The organism is Nonomuraea sp. CA-143628, assembly GCF_050942315.1.
Taxonomy (GTDB): Bacteria; Actinomycetota; Actinomycetes; order Streptosporangiales; family Streptosporangiaceae; genus Nonomuraea.
This window is the reverse complement of the sequence record NZ_CP192072.1, coordinates 9,105,931-9,122,473: the sequence shown is the minus strand read 5'-3', so window position 1 is coordinate 9,122,473 and position 16,543 is coordinate 9,105,931. Positions and strand designations below refer to the sequence as shown.

Annotated in this window: 17 protein-coding genes and 1 tRNA gene; 12 read left to right on the top strand and 6 right to left on the bottom strand. The window is 66.9% G+C overall.

The features are described from left to right. The first annotated feature begins 17 nt into the window (after positions 1-17). From ACQP2T_RS41555 to ACQP2T_RS41530, 6 genes are all read left to right on the top strand, one after another. Positions 18-1,385 carry an extracellular solute-binding protein gene (locus ACQP2T_RS41555; RefSeq protein ID WP_433510326.1) on the top strand — a complete coding sequence of 456 codons (1,368 nt, stop codon included), beginning with the start codon at positions 18-20 and terminating at the stop codon, positions 1,383-1,385. 51 nt (positions 1,386-1,436) lie between these two features. Continuing rightward, on the top strand, positions 1,437-2,348 hold the full coding sequence (locus ACQP2T_RS41550; RefSeq protein WP_433510325.1) for a carbohydrate ABC transporter permease: 912 nt from the start codon (positions 1,437-1,439) through the stop codon (positions 2,346-2,348). Next, positions 2,345-3,268 carry a carbohydrate ABC transporter permease gene (locus tag ACQP2T_RS41545; protein WP_433510324.1) on the top strand — a complete coding sequence of 308 codons (924 nt, stop codon included), beginning with the start codon at positions 2,345-2,347 and terminating at the stop codon, positions 3,266-3,268. The genes ACQP2T_RS41550 and ACQP2T_RS41545 overlap by 4 nt, the downstream gene beginning before the upstream one ends. After that, on the top strand, positions 3,265-4,734 hold the full coding sequence (locus ACQP2T_RS41540) for a family 43 glycosylhydrolase (protein WP_433510323.1): 1,470 nt from the start codon (positions 3,265-3,267) through the stop codon (positions 4,732-4,734). Before ACQP2T_RS41545 ends, ACQP2T_RS41540 begins: the two co-directional genes overlap by 4 nt. Before the next feature lie 183 nt (positions 4,735-4,917). Beyond that, a complete protein-coding gene (locus ACQP2T_RS41535) occupies positions 4,918-6,405 on the top strand; it encodes a family 20 glycosylhydrolase (protein WP_433510322.1) in 1,488 nt (495 codons plus the stop codon). A 62-nt stretch (positions 6,406-6,467) separates the two neighbouring features. Then, a complete protein-coding gene (locus tag ACQP2T_RS41530; protein WP_433510321.1) occupies positions 6,468-8,963 on the top strand; it encodes a glycoside hydrolase family 2 TIM barrel-domain containing protein in 2,496 nt (831 codons plus the stop codon). On the opposite strand, the gene ACQP2T_RS41525 is transcribed toward ACQP2T_RS41530, so the two are convergent. After that, the gene (locus tag ACQP2T_RS41525; RefSeq protein WP_433510320.1) at positions 8,927-9,706 is read right to left on the bottom strand and encodes an oxidoreductase; all 780 of its coding nucleotides are present in this window, start codon (positions 9,704-9,706) and stop codon (positions 8,927-8,929) included. The genes ACQP2T_RS41530 and ACQP2T_RS41525 overlap by 37 nt on opposite strands. A 91-nt stretch (positions 9,707-9,797) precedes the next feature. On the opposite strand from ACQP2T_RS41525, the gene ACQP2T_RS41520 reads away from it, so the two are divergent. Together ACQP2T_RS41520 and ACQP2T_RS41515 are read left to right on the top strand one after the other, a co-directional pair. Then, the gene (locus tag ACQP2T_RS41520) at positions 9,798-9,935 is read left to right on the top strand and encodes a hypothetical protein (protein ID WP_433510319.1); all 138 of its coding nucleotides are present in this window, start codon (positions 9,798-9,800) and stop codon (positions 9,933-9,935) included. A gap of 80 nt (positions 9,936-10,015) precedes the next feature. Then, positions 10,016-10,444, top strand: coding sequence for a MarR family winged helix-turn-helix transcriptional regulator (locus ACQP2T_RS41515; protein ID WP_433510318.1), 429 nt, complete (start codon positions 10,016-10,018; stop codon positions 10,442-10,444). Positions 10,445-10,909: 465 nt separating this feature from the next. On the opposite strand, the gene ACQP2T_RS41510 is transcribed toward ACQP2T_RS41515, so the two are convergent. After that, a tRNA-Ile gene (locus ACQP2T_RS41510) sits at positions 10,910-10,986 on the bottom strand. A 106-nt stretch (positions 10,987-11,092) separates the two neighbouring features. Between ACQP2T_RS41510 and ACQP2T_RS41505 the strand changes: the two genes are divergently transcribed. After that, positions 11,093-11,620, top strand: coding sequence for a histidine phosphatase family protein (locus tag ACQP2T_RS41505; RefSeq protein WP_433510317.1), 528 nt, complete (start codon positions 11,093-11,095; stop codon positions 11,618-11,620). 107 nt (positions 11,621-11,727) lie between these two features. On the opposite strand, the gene ACQP2T_RS41500 is transcribed toward ACQP2T_RS41505, so the two are convergent. Continuing rightward, positions 11,728-12,660 (bottom strand): LysR family transcriptional regulator, encoded by a 933-nt coding sequence (locus ACQP2T_RS41500; protein WP_433510316.1) that lies wholly within the window; start codon positions 12,658-12,660, stop codon positions 11,728-11,730. 97 nt (positions 12,661-12,757) lie between these two features. Here ACQP2T_RS41500 and ACQP2T_RS41495 point away from each other — a divergent pair, with 97 nt between their 5' ends. Then, entirely contained in the window at positions 12,758-12,982 is a 225-nt protein-coding gene (locus ACQP2T_RS41495; RefSeq protein ID WP_357959988.1) for a DUF6158 family protein, read from the top strand. Beyond that, positions 12,982-13,218 carry a helix-turn-helix domain-containing protein gene (locus tag ACQP2T_RS41490; protein ID WP_433510315.1) on the top strand — a complete coding sequence of 79 codons (237 nt, stop codon included), beginning with the start codon at positions 12,982-12,984 and terminating at the stop codon, positions 13,216-13,218. The genes ACQP2T_RS41495 and ACQP2T_RS41490 overlap by 1 nt, the downstream gene beginning before the upstream one ends. Positions 13,219-13,267: 49 nt before the next feature. Here the strand turns inward: ACQP2T_RS41490 and ACQP2T_RS41485 are convergent, their stop codons facing one another. Both ACQP2T_RS41485 and ACQP2T_RS41480 read right to left on the bottom strand, forming a co-directional pair. Continuing rightward, positions 13,268-13,429, bottom strand: a complete 162-nt coding sequence (locus ACQP2T_RS41485; protein WP_433510314.1) for a hypothetical protein — start codon at positions 13,427-13,429, stop codon at positions 13,268-13,270. Further along, complete coding sequence (locus tag ACQP2T_RS41480) at positions 13,426-15,057, bottom strand: sodium:solute symporter family protein (RefSeq protein ID WP_433510313.1); 1,632 nt, start codon at positions 15,055-15,057, stop codon at positions 13,426-13,428. Before ACQP2T_RS41480 ends, ACQP2T_RS41485 begins: the two co-directional genes overlap by 4 nt. A gap of 75 nt (positions 15,058-15,132) precedes the next feature. On the opposite strand from ACQP2T_RS41480, the gene ACQP2T_RS41475 reads away from it, so the two are divergent. After that, the gene (locus tag ACQP2T_RS41475) at positions 15,133-15,912 is read left to right on the top strand and encodes a putative hydro-lyase (protein WP_433510312.1); all 780 of its coding nucleotides are present in this window, start codon (positions 15,133-15,135) and stop codon (positions 15,910-15,912) included. A gap of 37 nt (positions 15,913-15,949) precedes the next feature. Here the strand turns inward: ACQP2T_RS41475 and ACQP2T_RS41470 are convergent, their stop codons facing one another. Then, the gene (locus ACQP2T_RS41470; RefSeq protein WP_433510311.1) at positions 15,950-16,531 is read right to left on the bottom strand and encodes an AAA family ATPase; all 582 of its coding nucleotides are present in this window, start codon (positions 16,529-16,531) and stop codon (positions 15,950-15,952) included. Positions 16,532-16,543 lie beyond the last annotated feature (12 nt).

Below are 16,543 nucleotides of genomic sequence, written 5' to 3'. Positions count from 1 at the left end.
CTTCACGAAAGAGGCCCATGATGCCTGCACATAAGACAGCGGGGGCGCTGGGAGCACTGGTGATCACGGCCGCGTTGGCGCTCACCGGCTGTTCCGGCTCCGGTTCCAGCTCCGCTTCCGGCTCGGGCGACAAGCAGATCAAGAACGTCACGCAGGCGGACATCGACAAGGCGATGAACACCCCGACCACGCTCACCCTCTGGGCATGGCTGCCCGACCTCCAGAAGGAAGTCGATCTCTTCGAGAAGAAGTACCCGAAGATCAAGGTCAACCTCGTCAACACAACGGACGCGACCCGCAGCTACACCAAGGTGCGCGCGGCGTTGAAGGCCGGCAAGGGAGCGCCCGACGTCACCCAGATCGGTTACGACTACATCGGCTCCTTCAAGCAGACCAACAGCCTGCTCGATCTGACGCCTTACGGTGGCAAGGAACTCGCCGGCGACTACGTCGATTGGGTCTGGAACCAGGTAGCCGACTCCAAGGGTGTCTGGGCGATCCCCCAGGACTCCGGGCCCCTCGGCACCCTGTACCGCGACGACCTCTTCCGCAAGGCCGGACTCGACGGCGCCCCGGCGACCTGGGACGACTTCGCGAAGGCGGCCGAGCAGGTGAAGTCGAAGACCGGGGCGTACATCACCAACCTGCCGGGCAACGACATGCCGCAGATCATCAGCCTGTTCTGGCAGGCCGGAGCCAAGCCCTTCTCCTACGACGGCGACAAGACCGTCGGAATCGACCTCCCCGGTGACGTCGAGAAGAAGGTCATGTCGTACTGGCAGGACCTGATCAAGAAGGACCTGGTGTCGACGGACGCCGACTTCACCGACGAGTTCTACCAGGGCCTGTCCCGCGACAAGTACGCGAGCTGGCTCGTGGCCGCGTGGGGGCCGGTGTTCCTGCAGGGAACCGCGAAGGACACCGCCGGGAAGTGGCGCGCCGGGAAGATCCCTCAGTGGCAGGCCGGCCAGGACGTCTCCGGCAACTGGGGCGGGTCGTCGAACGCCGTGCTCGCCTCGTCGCAGAACCCGATCGCGGCGTACCAGCTGGCGAAGTTCATCAACCACGACCCCGAGTCCACGCTGAAGCTCGCCAACGAGCAGTTCCTCTTCCCGACCAAGAAGGCCACCCTCGAGGACCCGAAGTTCACCGGCCAGGCCGGCGAGTTCTACGGCGGGCAAAAGGTCAACCAGTTCTTCTCCGACGTGTCGAAGACGGTCGACAAGGACTTCGCGTGGCTGCCTTTCATGGACTACGCCAACACCAGCTTCAACGACACGCTGGGCAAGGCGATCTCCGAGAAGGGAGACCTCGTGGCCGGGCTCTCGCAGTGGCAGGACGATCTGGTGTCCTACGCGAAGCGGCAGGGCTTCACCGTCAAGTAAACGATCCGACCGGCCCGGTTTCCTCGCCCGGGCCAGTCTCCTGGAGAATCCATGGCCTCACTCCCCATGCGCCGGAAAGCCTTCTCTCTCCGGCGCGGGCAGACACGAGCCGCGTGGCTGCTTGTCATCCCGTTCCTTCTCGTCTTCGCGGCGATGTTCATCGTGCCGCTGGTGTACTCCGCGTACATCAGCCTCTTCACCTCTCAACTCGTGGGGGGTGAGGTCTTCAGCGGGTTCGCCAACTATGCGCGGGCACTGGAGGACCCGAGCTTTTGGGCGGGCCTCAGGCGCGTGACCCTGTTCCTCCTCATCCAGGTGCCGATCGGGCTGGTCGCGTCGATCTTCTTCGCTCTGGCGCTGGACAGCGGACGGGTCCGCGGCGGCAAGGCCGCCCGCCTGCTCATCTTCGTCCCCTACGCGATCCCGTCCGTGGTCGCCGCGCTGATGTGGGGCTATCTCTACGGGGCCGACTTCGGCCTCATCACCCAGATCTTCGAGGGCCTCGGGGTGCAGGCGCCCAACCTGCTCTCTCCGCAGAACGTGCTGGGTTCGACCATGAACGTCGTCTGGTGGGAGTTCATCGGCTACAACATGATCGTTCTCTACGCGGCTCTCCGCTCGATACCGACGGATCTCTACGAGGCGGCGGAGATCGACGGGGCGGGGCAGTGGCGCATCGCGTGGAGCATCAAACTCCCGGCCATCCGGCCCGCGATCCTCCTCACGATCATCTTCTCGATCATCGGATCCTTCCAGCTCTTCAACGAGCCGAACCTGCTGTTCAACATCGCGCCCAACGCGATCGGGACGGACTTCACCCCCAACCTGTACGCCTACAACATCGCCTTCAAGCACCAGGAAGTGAACTACGCGGCAGCCATCGCCTTCCTCCTGGGCATCATCATCATGATCGTTTCCTTCGTGGTCCAGACGGCCTCCAGCCGAAGGGAGCGAATTCGATGACCACCACCACACCCTTCGCCACCGAGGCCGCGCCCGTCGCCCGTCCGCCGAAGCGCCGTGGAGGCGCAGCACGGGACAAGCGCAGAAGCACCCTGCTGACGCTCTTCGTCTGGATCTCGGTCGCCTACTTCCTCGTTCCGCTGCTCTGGTTGACGATCTCCACGACCAAGGACAACAGCGATCTGTTCGCGACGTTCGGCCTGTGGTTCGGCAAGAACTTCGAGTTCTTCGACAACATCGGCAGCCTGTTCACCTTCCAGGGCGGCGTCTTCTGGCAGTGGATGCTCAACACCGTCATGTACGCCGTGATCAGCTCGGTCGGCGCGGCGATGCTCGCGACCGCGGCCGGTTACGCGCTCGCGAAGTACCGCTTCCGCGGCGGCACGGTGGTGTTCTCGGTGATCCTCGGCTCCATCATGGTGCCGCTCACCGCCCTCGCGCTGCCGACCTACCTGCTGTTCGCGGCGGCCAATCTGACCGACACCGTGTGGGCGATCATCCTGCCCTCGCTCGTCAGCCCGTTCGGCGTGTACCTGATGCGCGTCTACGCGGCCGACGCCGTGGACGACAGCCTCCTGGAGGCCGCTCGCGTCGACGGCGCCGGAGAGTTCCGGATCTTCTTCACCATCGGGCTGCGGCTGCTCGCCCCGGGCATCGTCACCGTCCTGCTGTTCCAATTGGTGGCCACCTGGAACAACTACTTCCTGCCACTGATCATGCTGAACACGCCGTCGCTGTTCCCGGTGACGGTCGGCCTGGCCCAGTGGCAGGGCACCGCGTCCGCGGGAGGCGGCGCCCAGGTGCTGTTCTCCACCGTGCTGACTGGGTCCTTCGTCTCCGTCCTGCCGCTCATCGCGTCGTTCATCTTCCTGCAGCGGTACTGGCAGTCCGGGCTCGCGACCGGAGGGGTGAAGGGATGATCCCCGAAACGCCGATCATCCCCGGGTTCCATCCGGACCCGTCCATCTGCCGCGTCGGCTCCACGTACTACCTCGTTACGTCCAGTTTCGAGTACGCCCCCGGCGTTCCCCTCTTCAGCTCCAGCGATCTACGTCGATGGACGCAGATCGGACATGTGCTGGACCGCCCGGAACAGCTTGAGCGGGTGAACGCCAGACCGTCCGGCGGCATCTACGCGCCGACGCTGCGCCACCACGACGCCCGATTCTGGATGATCACCACCAACGTCACGAATGGACCCGGCCAGCTGCTGGTCACGGTCGAAGACCCCGCCGGCCCCTGGTCGGACCCGCTGCGCATAATGGACGCCCACGGCATCGACCCCGATCTCGCCTGGGACGACGACGGACGCTGCTGGTTGTCATGGTCGGGCGAGCTGCCCGCCGGACAGCAGGGCATCCTCCAGGCGCAGCTCGACCCCGTGACCGGATCGCTGCTCTCGGAGCCGGCGGTCGCCTGGCGTGGCACCGGAGGCCAGTTCCCAGAAGGCCCGCATCTCCACAAGAAGGACGGCTTCTGGTACCTGGTGATCGCCGAGGGCGGCACCGAGCGCGGGCATGCCGTCACCGTGGCGCGTTCCTCGTCGCCGGACGGCCCCTTCGAGCCTTGCCCTTTCAACCCCATCCTGACGGCTCGGGGAACGGATCGGCCGACGCAGAACACAGGTCACGCCGATCTCGTCCAGCTCGCCGACGGGTCATGGGTGATCGTCTTCCTCGGCACGCGGCCACGGGGCTCGACGCCCGCCTGGCACGTTCTCGGCCGTGAGACCTTCGCCGCCTGGCTCTCGTGGGACGACGGCTGGCCCCGCGTCGGCGCCGCCATCGAGCCGGACCGCGACGAGGTGCTCGTCGAAGCACTCACCGCCGATGGCATCCCGCTGTCGTTCGTCTCGCCGTCGGGTCTCCCGGCCGACCTCCTCCGCATCGAGGGCGGGCGATGGCATCTCGGGGAGAACGCTTTCGTCGGGCGGCGGCAGGAGCACCTGTTCACCAGTACGCGGGCGAAGGTCGGGCCGGGCGTCGGGTTGGAGCTTCGGATCGACCCGCACCACCGCGTGAGCGTGCGGGTCGGCTCCCAGTCGGTGCGCGCAGTGGCGACGATCGGCGACATACCGATAGCACTCGGCGAACTGATCGCGGACGGCACCTCGACGATCGAGCTGCGGACGGAACCGTCACCTGAACGCGCGGGCACCCTGCGGCACGGCCCGGATCTCATCGTCGCGCGCGTTTTCGACGGTCGTGAGTGGCGTGACCTCGGCCGGATTGACGGCAGATACCTCTCCACCGAGGTGGCCGGCGGTTTCACCGGACGCTTCGTCGGACTCCTCGCTGAGAACCAGGACGCCGTCGTGCACGAGTTCGTGTATCGCGGCAGCGACTCGTACTCCGCGCTCACCGAGACGCAGGGGCTTCTCTCCTAGCGCTCCCGGCATCCGCAATCCAGTCGCACCCCCCAGACCCACATCCGACAATGGACAGGAAAGTGGATGAAGAACAGGTACAGAACAGTGCGTATTCTCGCAGCGACACTCGTCGCCGCTGTGGGAATCAGCCTCGCGGCGGTAGCGTCGCCCGCCATAGCGACCTCATCGACGACGACACCCGTGACGATTCCGGCCCTGCGCTCATGGACCGCGGGAACGGGACAGTTCACGTTCACCGGCAAGAGCCGGGTGCTCGTCCATCCAGGTGACCTGCCCAAGCTGAAGCCGGTCGCCGCCCTCCTCGCCTCCGAACTCGGCAGCCGCTTCGGCTCAACGGTCGAGGTTGCATGCAACGACGACGGGCCCCGCCCAGGCGACATCGTCCTAGGGCTACAGAACGGCATCGCCGACGTCGGGGACCAGGGCTACAGACTGGCCGTAGCCAAGAGCGCCATAGTCACGGCGGGCACCGTGGACGGCGCCTTCAACGGCACCCGCACGATCCTGCAACTGCTGAAGAACGGGAACACGATCCCCGCCGGCACCGCCCACGACTGGCCGACCTATCCCGAGCGTGGCGTCATGATCGATCTCGGGCGCATGTACTTCTCGCTGGACTGGCTCAAGGCCCGCGTCCGAGACATGGCCTACCTCAAGCTCAACACGCTTCAGCTCCATCTGACCGACGACGAGGGCTGGCGCGTCGAGAGCGACCGGGGTCTGCAGTCGGCTCAGTACCTCACGAAGAACGAGATCAAGAACCTGGTGGCCTACGCGGCCAGATACCGCATTAGGGTGATCCCCGAGATCGACATGCCCGCTCACCTCGGCGTGCTGCTGCAGAAGTACCCGCAGTACCGGCTCGTCGACAAGGACGGCAATGTCTCACCGGCCAAGATCGACTTCACGATCCCGGCAGCGCGCGATCTGCTGAAGAGCATCGTCGCGGAGTACCTGCCGCTGTTCCCCGGCAAGTACTGGCACCTGGGCCAGGACGAGTACCTTGCCAACAGCCAGTACGCGCGTTACCCGCAGCTGGAGCAGTACGCCAAGGCGACCGTCGGACCCGACGCCACCGCGAAGGACTCGGTGATCCAGTTCGCGAACGAGATGAACGCGTTCGTCCGCGGCAAGGGCAAGATCGGGCGCGCATGGAACGACAACGTAGGTCCCGGCACCACGATCGAAGTCGACACGAACGTCGTCATCCAGTACTGGACCGACTCCGACAGTGAGGACTTCTTCGGCCCGAACGGCCCGTACACGCCGCAGACGCTGCTCGACAAGGGCTACCAGATCGTCAATGACAGTCTGCTGCCCACGTACGCCTACCCGTCGGGCGGTCAGACGCCTCAGATTCACGTCAACTACCTGTACGACTCCTGGTCGGTCGAGCAGTTCTACGGCTACCTGTACCGCGAGCAGGACGGCACCTACATCAAGTACCTGCCGGTGAAGACGGTGGCCGTGGGAGCCCAAGCGCACCGCGGTTCCATGCTGAACGTCTGGAACAGCGGCGGGACCTGGACCGCGGACGAGGCCGCCACGGACATCTACCCGCGGATGCGGATCATGGCGCAGAAGACGTGGAACTCCCCGCAGCCCGCGGCCGACTACACAGGCTTCCAGCCGATCATCGACCAAGTCGGATCACCTGACAACCAGTGAACCAACCCGAGGCCGCCCGCGCCCGCCCGGCGCGCGGACGGCCTCCGACCAGAGGAAATTCGGTGCAGCGCCTTCCCTTCAATGACGGCTGGCAGTTCCGGCAGAAGGTGAACCCCTTCGACGAACTGAGCGGAGCGGTGGCGCCCTACGTCGAGGTCTTCGTCCCGCACGACGCGATGATCGAACGCGAGCGCGATCCGCACGGGGACAGGGCGGCGGCCTACTTCCCCGGAGGCACCTACGAGTACCGCAAGACGTTCGCGGTTCCGGAAGACCTCGAAGGCCACCGGATCGTGCTCGAGTTCGAGGGCGTCTACCGGGACGCGGCGGTCTTCATCAACGGCACCTTCGCCGGGCATCGTCCTTATGGATACTCCCTCTTCACCATCGACGCCGACGAGTTCCTGCGCCCCGGTGAAGAGAATGTCATCCGGGTGGAATGCCGCAACGGGCAGGACTCGCGCTGGTACACCGGAGCCGGCATCTACCGGAACGTCTGGCTGCACGCCGGCTCGCCGGTCCACATCCCCCCGCACGGGCTGCGCGCGAGCGCACCGGACATCGACGGGGCCGGCGCCATCGTGGAAGTCGCGGTACACGTCGCGAACTCGACCAACCGGCGGACCACCGTGGACGTCGCCGTCAGCGTCGCCGATCCGAGCGGAGCCGAGGTCGCCGGGGGAGTGGTGCCCGTCACGGTGCCTCCCCACGGCAGCTCGCTGAGCAGGCAACGACTCTACGTGCGCGCGCCCGAGCTCTGGAGCGCCGAAAACCCTGCGCTCTACACCGCCGAAGCTCGCATCGCCCGCGACGCGACGCCGCTGGATGACACGGCGGCGACGTTCGGCATCCGGAAGCTCCAGATCGACCCGGTCAACGGGCTCCGCGTGAACGGCGAGAGCGTCAAACTGCGCGGCGCCTGCATCCACCACGACAACGGCATTCTCGGGGCCGCCACGATCCCCGAGGCGGAGGAGCGACGCGTCCGGCTGCTCAAGCAGGCGGGCTTCAACGCCATCCGTTCCGCCCACAACCCCATGAGCGTCGCGCTGCTGGAGGCCTGCGACCGTCTCGGGATGTACGTCATCGACGAGACCTTCGACATGTGGACCGCGCCCAAGATGGACCACGACTACTCCCTCGTCTTCCCCGAGTGGTGGGAGCGGGACGTCGAGGCCCTGATCACGAAGGACTACAACCACCCCAGCGTGCTCATGTACTCGATCGGTAACGAGGTGACCGAGACGGGCTCGCCCGCAGGCGGCCTGATCGGCCGCGCGCTCGCCGAGAAGGTACGTGCGCTGGACCCGACGCGTTTCGTGACGAACGCCATCAACGGGCTGCTCGCGGTGATGGACGACGCGAAGGCAATCGCCGCGCAGCGCGGAGGCGACGCCGATGACGCCACCGGCATCAACACCCTCATGGCCGGGCCGCTCGACATCATGAACGAGATCAGTGCCTCCCCGCTGGTCACCGAGAAGACCGCAGAGTCTTTCGGTCTGCTCGACATCGCGGGGATGAACTACATCGACTCGCGGTACGTCCTGGACAAGAAGCTGTTCCCCAACCGGGTCATCGTCGGGACGGAGACCTTCCCGACGGCCATCGACCGCACCTGGGCCCTCGTGACCGAGAACGCGCACGTGATCGGCGACTTCACCTGGACGGGCTTCGACTACCTGGGTGAGGTGGGCCTCGGGCGCTCTCAGTATCTGGCCGAGGGCGAGCAGCCGTCCAACGCGCCCTACCCGTGGATCGCGGGCTGGTGCGGCGACCTCGACCTGATCGGCGAGCGCCGGCCGGCCTCCTACTATCGCGAGATCGTCTTCGGCCTGCGTCGCGAGCCCTACATCGCGGTGCGGCGTCCGGGCGGAGACGGCAAGGCCCTCTCTGCCGGGCCGTGGGCGTGGAGCGACAGCATCGGTAGCTGGACCTGGGCCGGCCAGGATGGCCGGACGCTCGGCGTCGAGGTGTACAGCGATGCGGACCGGGTGGAGCTTGCCGTGAACGGAAAGGTGATCGGCTCTGCGGCGGCGGGAAGCGCGAACCGCTACACCGCGGTGTTCGACGTTTCCTTCGAACCCGGCACGCTGACGGCGACGGCCATCAGGGACGGGGTCCGGGCTGAGTCATTCAGCCTCGCTACGGCCACCGGACAGCCGCGCCTGGCGGTCACGGTCGAGGAGGCCGACGTCACGGCACAGCAGCTGTTCGCCCGAATCGCGGTGGTCGACTCGGACGGGACCGTATTCACCGGCGCGGATCGCGATGTGGAGGTCGAGGTCACCGGACCTGCGGAGCTCGTGGCGCTGGGAAGCGGAAACCCCGCTCCTCGCGAGACCTACGGCACCGCCCGGCACGAGACCTTCGATGGGCGGGCGCTCGCGATCGTACGACGCGCGGGTTCAGGAGAGATCGTCATCCGGGTGTCGGCCGAGGACTGCGAGCCGGCCGAGGTCAGTCTCGACGGCGGCGGAGAAGCCGGGCGCCGTCTGCGAGCGGTCGGCATGCTTCCGGTTCAGACCGTCTTGATCGCGCCGCCGTCGATGACGTAGTTGACGCCGGTGATGTTTCCGGCCGCCTCGGACAGGAGGAAGGCGATCAGGGCCGCCACTTCCTCGGGCTCGGTCATACGGCCGGTGGTGACGTTCTGGGCCTTCACCATCTGCTGGACGAATTCGTCAAGGCTCATGCCGGCCGCGGCTGCCCACTGGCTGACCTGGCCGTTGGGGTCCTGGTAGACGGAGGTGCGGACCAGGCCGGGGGAAATGGTGTTCACGCGTACGCCTCGGGGCCCGAACTCCTCGGACAGGGACTTGCCGAGCGCGGTGAGCGCCGCCTTGGCCGAGGCGAAGGCGACCGGGAGCCCCCCAGGCATCAGGGGGACGATGGACGAGACGTTGACGATCGCGCCCCGACGCTCGATCAGGCTGGGCAGCGCCGCACGCGTGGCACGGACGGTGGCGAGCACGTTGATGTCGAACATGCTGGTCCACTCGGAGTCGTCGACATCGAGGAAGCCGACGGTCGCCTTGTCCCCGCCTCCCACGTTGTTCACCAGCAGGTCGATGCCACCCAGTTCGGCGAGAGCTGTGTCGATGAGGGCGGAGACTCCTTCCGCGGTGCTCAGGTCGGCCGACACCGCATACGCGCCGGTTTGCTGCAGCTCAGGTGTGATGGTGCGAGCGGCGCCCACGACACAGACGCCTTCGTCGATCAGGGTCCGGACGGTGGCGAGTCCGATGCCCCGGCTGGCACCAGTGACGACGGCTGTCTTGGCGGTGAGATTGAGGTTCACGGCACTCCAATTCTTGAACTAACGGTAAAAAATATGGATGGCGAGCGTTTCAACTAGGCCGGCGCACCGCTTCGGCTCAGGGAGTCGACCGGTGGACTGTTCAACGTTGTGGTCGGCGGGGACCTCCTACAGCGGGTGGCTGATCTGGATCGGGGAGTGGAAGGCGTCGCCGAAGGCGATCACCCGGTGCCCGCCCGCGCTGATCACGAAGGCGGCGTGTCCGGCATGAGTCCGACTTCCATTTAGATATGACTTGAAAGGTTATGACAATACCTATCATGGGTTGAAGGAGATTGCTAAACTCGACTCATGACCATGTCGGATTCGCAGGTAGCCGCGGACTGGGAACTGGCCAAGCTGGTGCACGAGCTGGACCTGCAGAACAACGCGCGGCAGCGCGAGCGGGTGGGCAGTCTGGGTCTCACGATCGCGCAGGCCTCCGCGCTACGCGAGCTGACGGGCCCGATGACCATGCGGGAACTGGCCGAGCGGATGGGCTGCGAACCGTCTAACGCCACCGTCGTGATCGACAATCTCGAGAGTCAGCAGCTGCTCGAACGGCGTCCCCACCCCACCGATCGCCGGGCCAAGCAGCTGATGCTCACCCCCGAAGGCGCCGAGCGTCGGGAAAAGCTGCTGGAATCCTTGAGGGGCGAGGAACTTCTGATGACCGGCCTGACCCAGCAGCAGCAAGACGCACTCCAGGACCTGCTGCAGCAAGCCATCTCCCGCCACTGAAGCCTCCCAGACGTTCAGCCCCATCTGCTGGCATCTCGGACACCAGGCCCACGTAGCCCATTTCATGGTCCGCAACCTCACTGGTCTTGCCCCGGTTTGGTGGACACCTGATCTCTGAGGAACCCTGGTTCCCGGAAGAAGGAGTTCACTGTGCCGAACAACTATCCGCCGGAGTTTCGCCGGCAGATGGTGGAGCTGGTGCGCGCGGGACGGACACCGGAGGAACTCGCAAGCTCCTGAGGATCTACGCCAAGTGCATCGTCGGCCAGGACGAAGCAGCCAAGCGTCGAATCTCCGATGCGCTCAAGGATGAGGAGTGATCCGGAACCGGTACGGAATCTTGCGCACGTATTTGGCACGATCACCCGCAGTCGCCCGCCGCTAGCCGCACACTACCGCACACAACAAGAGAGCCCTTGACCTGCGTTACCGCTGGTCAGGGGCTCTTTTTTTGCTGCTCAAGGATGGTAGGGCGGGTGGGACTTGAACCCACGACCCACGGATTATGAGTCCGATGCTCTGACCGGCTGAGCTACCGCCCCTTGCAAACATGCAGTCTTCCACACCTGAGCCCTCATGCCAGCATAGATCGTCCTCGTTCACTCAGCGCGTACGCCAGACACCGGGATCCATGGGTAGCGTCGGGCCATGGCGGTCAAGCTGATCTACGAGACGCATTCCCTCACGGTGGACAACGAGACGGGGGTCGCCACCGGCTGGTTGCCGGGGGAGTTGTCCCAGGCCGGGCGGGAGTTGGCCGTGGAGTTGGGGGTGCGGCGGCGGGACGTGGATGTGGTCTACGCCTCTGATCTGCGGCGGGCGGTCCAGACGGCGGAGGTCGCGTTCGGGGATGGGCGGGAGATTCGGCTCGACTCCCGGTTGCGGGAGTGCGACTACGGGATCTACAACGGGCGGCCCGTCAGTGAGGTGGCGAGGTTGCGGCGGCGGTTCATTGAGATGCCGTGGCCCGGGGGGCAGAGCTATCGGCAGGTGGTGGCGGAGACCGCGGCGTTCCTGGAGGAGGTGATGGACAAGTGGCAGGGGCGTACGGTGCTGGTCATCTCGCACTCGGCCAATCGGTGGGCGTTGCGGAATCTGCTTGAGGGCGTGGCGTTGGAGGAGCTTGTGGATGCTCCGTTCGACTGGAAGCCGGGGTGGGAGTACACCCTGGCCTGAGCGCCAAGAGCCCCAAGAAGCTCCCTGGCGGGCCCGGGGAGGCGTGGCTCCCCCGGCCCTCACTTACGAGATCGCGGCCCAGCGCGGAGATTGGACATCAGGACAGGTTAGGGAGCGGTGCCGAAGCCGGTGTTCCGTACCAGCCAGTCCTGATAAACCGTGCTTCGGCGTACCACCTCCGCGTGGGTCTGTTTGGCCTGTTCTGCCACCCAGGCGGCATCCGGGGCGGCGGGATGGTGGCCGAGGAGTTGCCGCCAGCGCAATGGCGCGCCCGCGAGCGGGACCACGGCAAGGCCGGGAGCGGGCTGGTGGGTGGCCTGGCAGAGTGCCACGGCCCGGCCGACCCGGGCGAGATGGGTGCAGGTGGCCACGTCGGTTTCATAGATCGTTCCCGGGGTGAAGCCGGCGCGGGCGCAGGCGGTGGCGAAGCAGTCGGCGAAGCAGCCGTCGCCGGGCGTGACGGCCCAGCTTTCGAGGGCGAGTTCGGACAGGTCCAGCTCCTTCTCGCCGGCCAGCGGGTGGGTCTCGGCGAGCAGTGTGAAGACCGGGTCATAGCTGATCGTCTCCCATCGCAGCGAGCCCGTGGGGGTGCCGCCGTCGCCGCAGGCGCCGGTCAGCGCGTAGTCGAGCCGGCCGAGCTCGGTCATGGCGGTGAGTTCGTCGGCCGACCATGAGGTGTACGTGCTCACCGTCCGTTCCGCGGCGAGCCGGTCGACGAGGCCGCCGAGTATCGGCCCGTTGGTGGCGCCGATGCGGAAGCCGGGGGAGGGGGCCTGGGCGAACCGTACGGCCTCGTCCTGCAGTTCCTTGGCCGCCGGGAGGAGCACGCGGGCGCGGGCGAGCACCAGCTCGCCCAGCCGGGTGGGCCGGGCGCCGTGCCTGTCGCGCTCGAACAGGGTGCCGCCGAGTACCCGCTCGATACGTTTGAGCTGTGCGGTGAGGGCCGGTTGCGCCAGCCCGAGCAGGGACGCGGCCTTGCTCACACTTCCCGCGTCCGCGACCGCGCGAACGATCCTGAGGTGCCTGAGCTCGAGGTCCATAACGGGAAGGTAAAGCGGTGATCTCCTCCCGACAATGCCCTTATGTCAGGAAATGTGACACATATTGTCGGGCGCCTTCTGGGGTAGGGGCTACTCCATGACGATGATGGGAATCGATCCAGCGCAACTCCAGGACGACGACCTGCTGCGTGAGCTGCGGCAACTGCACACCACGCGGACCGACACCTTCCTGCACGGCTCGGACGACGCGCTCGCGCGCCACACCACGCGGACCAACCAACTGGAGAGCGAATACCTGCGCCGCTACCCGGAGCGCGACATCGACCCCGGGCGGCTCAGAGAGGGAGCGAGGCGACGCTGATGGCCCGAGATCACGATGTGCAGGCACTGTCGGACATCGACATCCATGTCTACGAGGCGGTCGCCTCGCAGGCGGTCGAGTCCGGCGGCGCGGAGCTCGGCGCGCTGATCCGCGCGACCGGTCTGGAGGAGGGAGAGGTACGGCGGAGCGTGGCGACGCTGATCGAGCAGGGGTACGTAGTGCCGCGGGGGAACGGGTTCGGCCTGGGCGCTCATACGTTCGGGCTCGATTACTGAAAACCTCGACAGGGGGCGGCGGGCCGATGGCCCGGCCGCCCTCCGGCGTTCAGATGCGCTTGGCGCGGGCCCAGATCACGAAGGCGCCCCCGAAGACCGCCATGACCAGCCCGGTCCACAGGTTGACCGCCGCCCCCACCACCCCGGCGATGATCAGGATCACCCCGTAGATCAGGAACAGCCCGCCGATCACCATTCTGATGTCGCTCACAGGATCACCCCGTACATCGCGGCGGCCAGGACGATCGCGCCCGTCCCGAGGATCACGGGCGAGCGGTACCACTTCTTGTCACCGGCCAGCGCGTCGTCCGCCAGGTCGACGGCGCTGAGCCCGTACACCAGCCCGCGCAGCTCCTCCACGGGCTTGGGCGTGGTGACCAGCGTGACCACCACCGAGACGAGCAGGTCGACGACGAAGGCCACGCCCGCGCCCCAGAAACTGGCGTTCAGCTCGGTGCCGAAGTCCAGCATTCCGGCCTTGTACGCGATGTACGAGGCGAACGCGGACGCGGTCCCGGCCAGCAGGCCCCAGAAGCCGGCCCACGGCGTCATCCGCTTCCAGAACAGCCCGAGAATGAAGGTCGCGAACAGCGGCGCGTTGAAGAACGAGAACAGCGCCTGCAGGTAGTTCATGATGTTGGAGTAGCCGGCCGCGATGAACGCCGTGCCGACGCCCAGCGCGACGCCCGCGACGGTGGCGATCCTGCCGACCCGCAGGTAGTAGCCGTCGTCGCGGTCCTTGGCCAGATGCGCCTGCCAGATGTCGTTGGTGAACACGGTGTTGAACCCGCTGATGTTGGCCGCCATCCCGGCCATGAACGAGGCCAGCAGCCCGGTCACCGCCACACCGAGCACGCCGTTGGGCAGCAGGTCCTGCATGAGCAGCGGGATCGCGTTGTTGTAGTCCTGGCCCTTGCCCAGGTCCTTGAACAGGACGAGGGCGATCAACCCCGGCAGTACGGTCACCAGCGGGATGAACAGCTTCGGGTAGGCCGCGATGATCGGGGTGAGCCGGGCGGCGTTGGTGTTGCGGGCGGATAATGCCCGCTGCACCTCGGCGAAGTTCGTGGTCCAGTAGCCGAAGGACAGCACGAAGCCCAGGCCGAACACGATGCCGAGCCAGTGGGCCTCCATCGGGTTCTTGCCCGCGCTGTCGGCCCACGTGTGCAGGCCGGCCTCGCCGAGCGCGCTCTGCCGTACCTTGTCGAACAGGCCGGAGACGCCGCCCACCTTGGCCAGCCCGAGGATGGTCAGCGGGATCAGCCCGGCCAGGATCACGAAGAACTGCAGGACCTCGTTGTAGATCGCCGACGACAGCCCGCCGAGCGTGATGTACGACAGCACGATCACGGCCGCCACCACCACCGACACCGGCAGGGGCCAGCCCAGCAGGGCCTCCATGACCAGCGCGAGCGCGTAGAGGTTGACCCCGGCGATGAGGATCTGGGCCACGGCGAAGGAGAGCGCGTTCAGGAGTTGGGTGGCGCCGTTGAAGCGGCGGCCCAGGAACTCCGGGACGCTGCGTACCTTCGAGCGGTAGTAGAACGGCATCATCACGATGCCGAGGAACACCATCGCGGGCACCGCGCCGATCCAGTAGTAGTGCACGGTCATGGCGCCGTACTGGGCGCCGTTGGCCGCCATTCCGAGGATCTCGATCGCGCCGAGGTTGGCCGAGACGAAGGCCAGCCCGGTGATCCACGGGGGTAATCCACGGCCGGCCAGGAAGAAGTCGAGGCTCGAGCTGATCCGCCGCTTGGCGGCGAAGCCGATGCCGAGCACGGTTGCGAAGTAGATCGCGATGAGCGCGTAGTCGAGGAGGTTCACATCAAGGCGCACGGCGTTCCCTACTACCCCGAAAAGTCAGAGTATGTCGGCGATTGCGGGCCCAGTTACCGGGCGTAATCTCGAGGTGTGGATGTCGCAGACCTGACCCCGGCGCAGGCGCGCGAGCGCTTCCGCGCGGGCGAGCGGGTACCGACCGCGGGCTGGTGCTCCGGCTGGACACAGGCCAATCTGATCGCTGTGCCCAAGGAGCTGGGCTACGAGCTGCTGCTGTTCGCGCAACTGAACGCACAGGCGTGCCCGGTGCTGGACGTGGGGGAGCCGGGGGCGTGGTCCACCGCCCTGTTCCCGGGCGACCTGCGTACCGATCTGCCGGGATACCGCGTCTATCGCGACGGGCGGCCGGTCGCCGACCTCGACGACGTGGTCGCCGAGTGGCGTGACGACCTCGTGGCCTTCCTCATCGGCTGCAGCTTCACCTTCGAGCAGGCGCTGCTGCGGGCCGGGGTGCCGATCAGGCACCTGGAGCTGGGGACGAACGTGCCGATGTACCGGACGAGCGTGCCCTGCCACCCGTCCGGCCCGCTGTCGGGCCCGCTCGTGGTGTCGATGCGGCCGGTCCCGGCGGCGCTGGTGGACGTCGCGATCGCGGTCAGCGGCCACTACCCGCAGGTGCACGGGGCGCCCGTGCACGTGGGCGACCCGGCCGCGATCGGGATCGCCGACCTCGGCCGGCCCGACTTCGGCGATCCGGTGGAGGTACGGCCCGGCGAGGTGCCGCTGTTCTGGGCCTGCGGCGTGACGCCGCAGGCGGTGATCATGGCCAGTGGCGTGGACTTCGCGATCGGCCACCTGCCGGGCCACATGGCGATCATCGACGCGCGCGACGACGAGTATCGGGTTCCCTAACCTGACGTGTCCGGGCGCGGTGGGATGCCCGCCCTCGTCAACCTGATTTGTAAGGGCGCGGTGGGATGCCCGCCCTCGTCAGCTGCTCGCCGACCGGCGGCGCGCCAGGACGGTTGTCGATCTCCAGATGCGGTACGGCCGGCGGCTCGGCCACCCGGATCGCCGCCAGGTACGCCTCGAACGCCGCCAGCTTGCCCGCGTCCCTCTCCAGTCCCCTGGCCACCAGGCGCTCGCGCAGGGTCGGCCCGTCCGAGCGGACCCAGACGAGCCTGACCGGGTCACCACCCAGCTCGCCGACCCAGCGCTCCCACAGCTCCGCCGAGTGCACCTGGGCGGTGAACGGGCCGTCGAGCAGCACCGGACAGCCGTGCTCGCGGATCTGCCTGGCCGTCCTGGTCATGCCCGCGTACTCGTGCACCTTGATGTGCTCGTCGTACCACGGGCCCTCGCGTTCGCCGTGGTGCCTGCCGTACCCCCGGAGGATCTCGGCGGCGATGTCGCCGTACAGGGTGTCCTTGTCGAGCAGGGCGGCCGGCGGGTCGAGACGGGCGAGCAGCGCCGCCGCGACGGTGGACTTGCCCGCGCCCGGCGGGCCGCTGATCACCCAAAGCGTGCTCATGTGGTCAGTTTC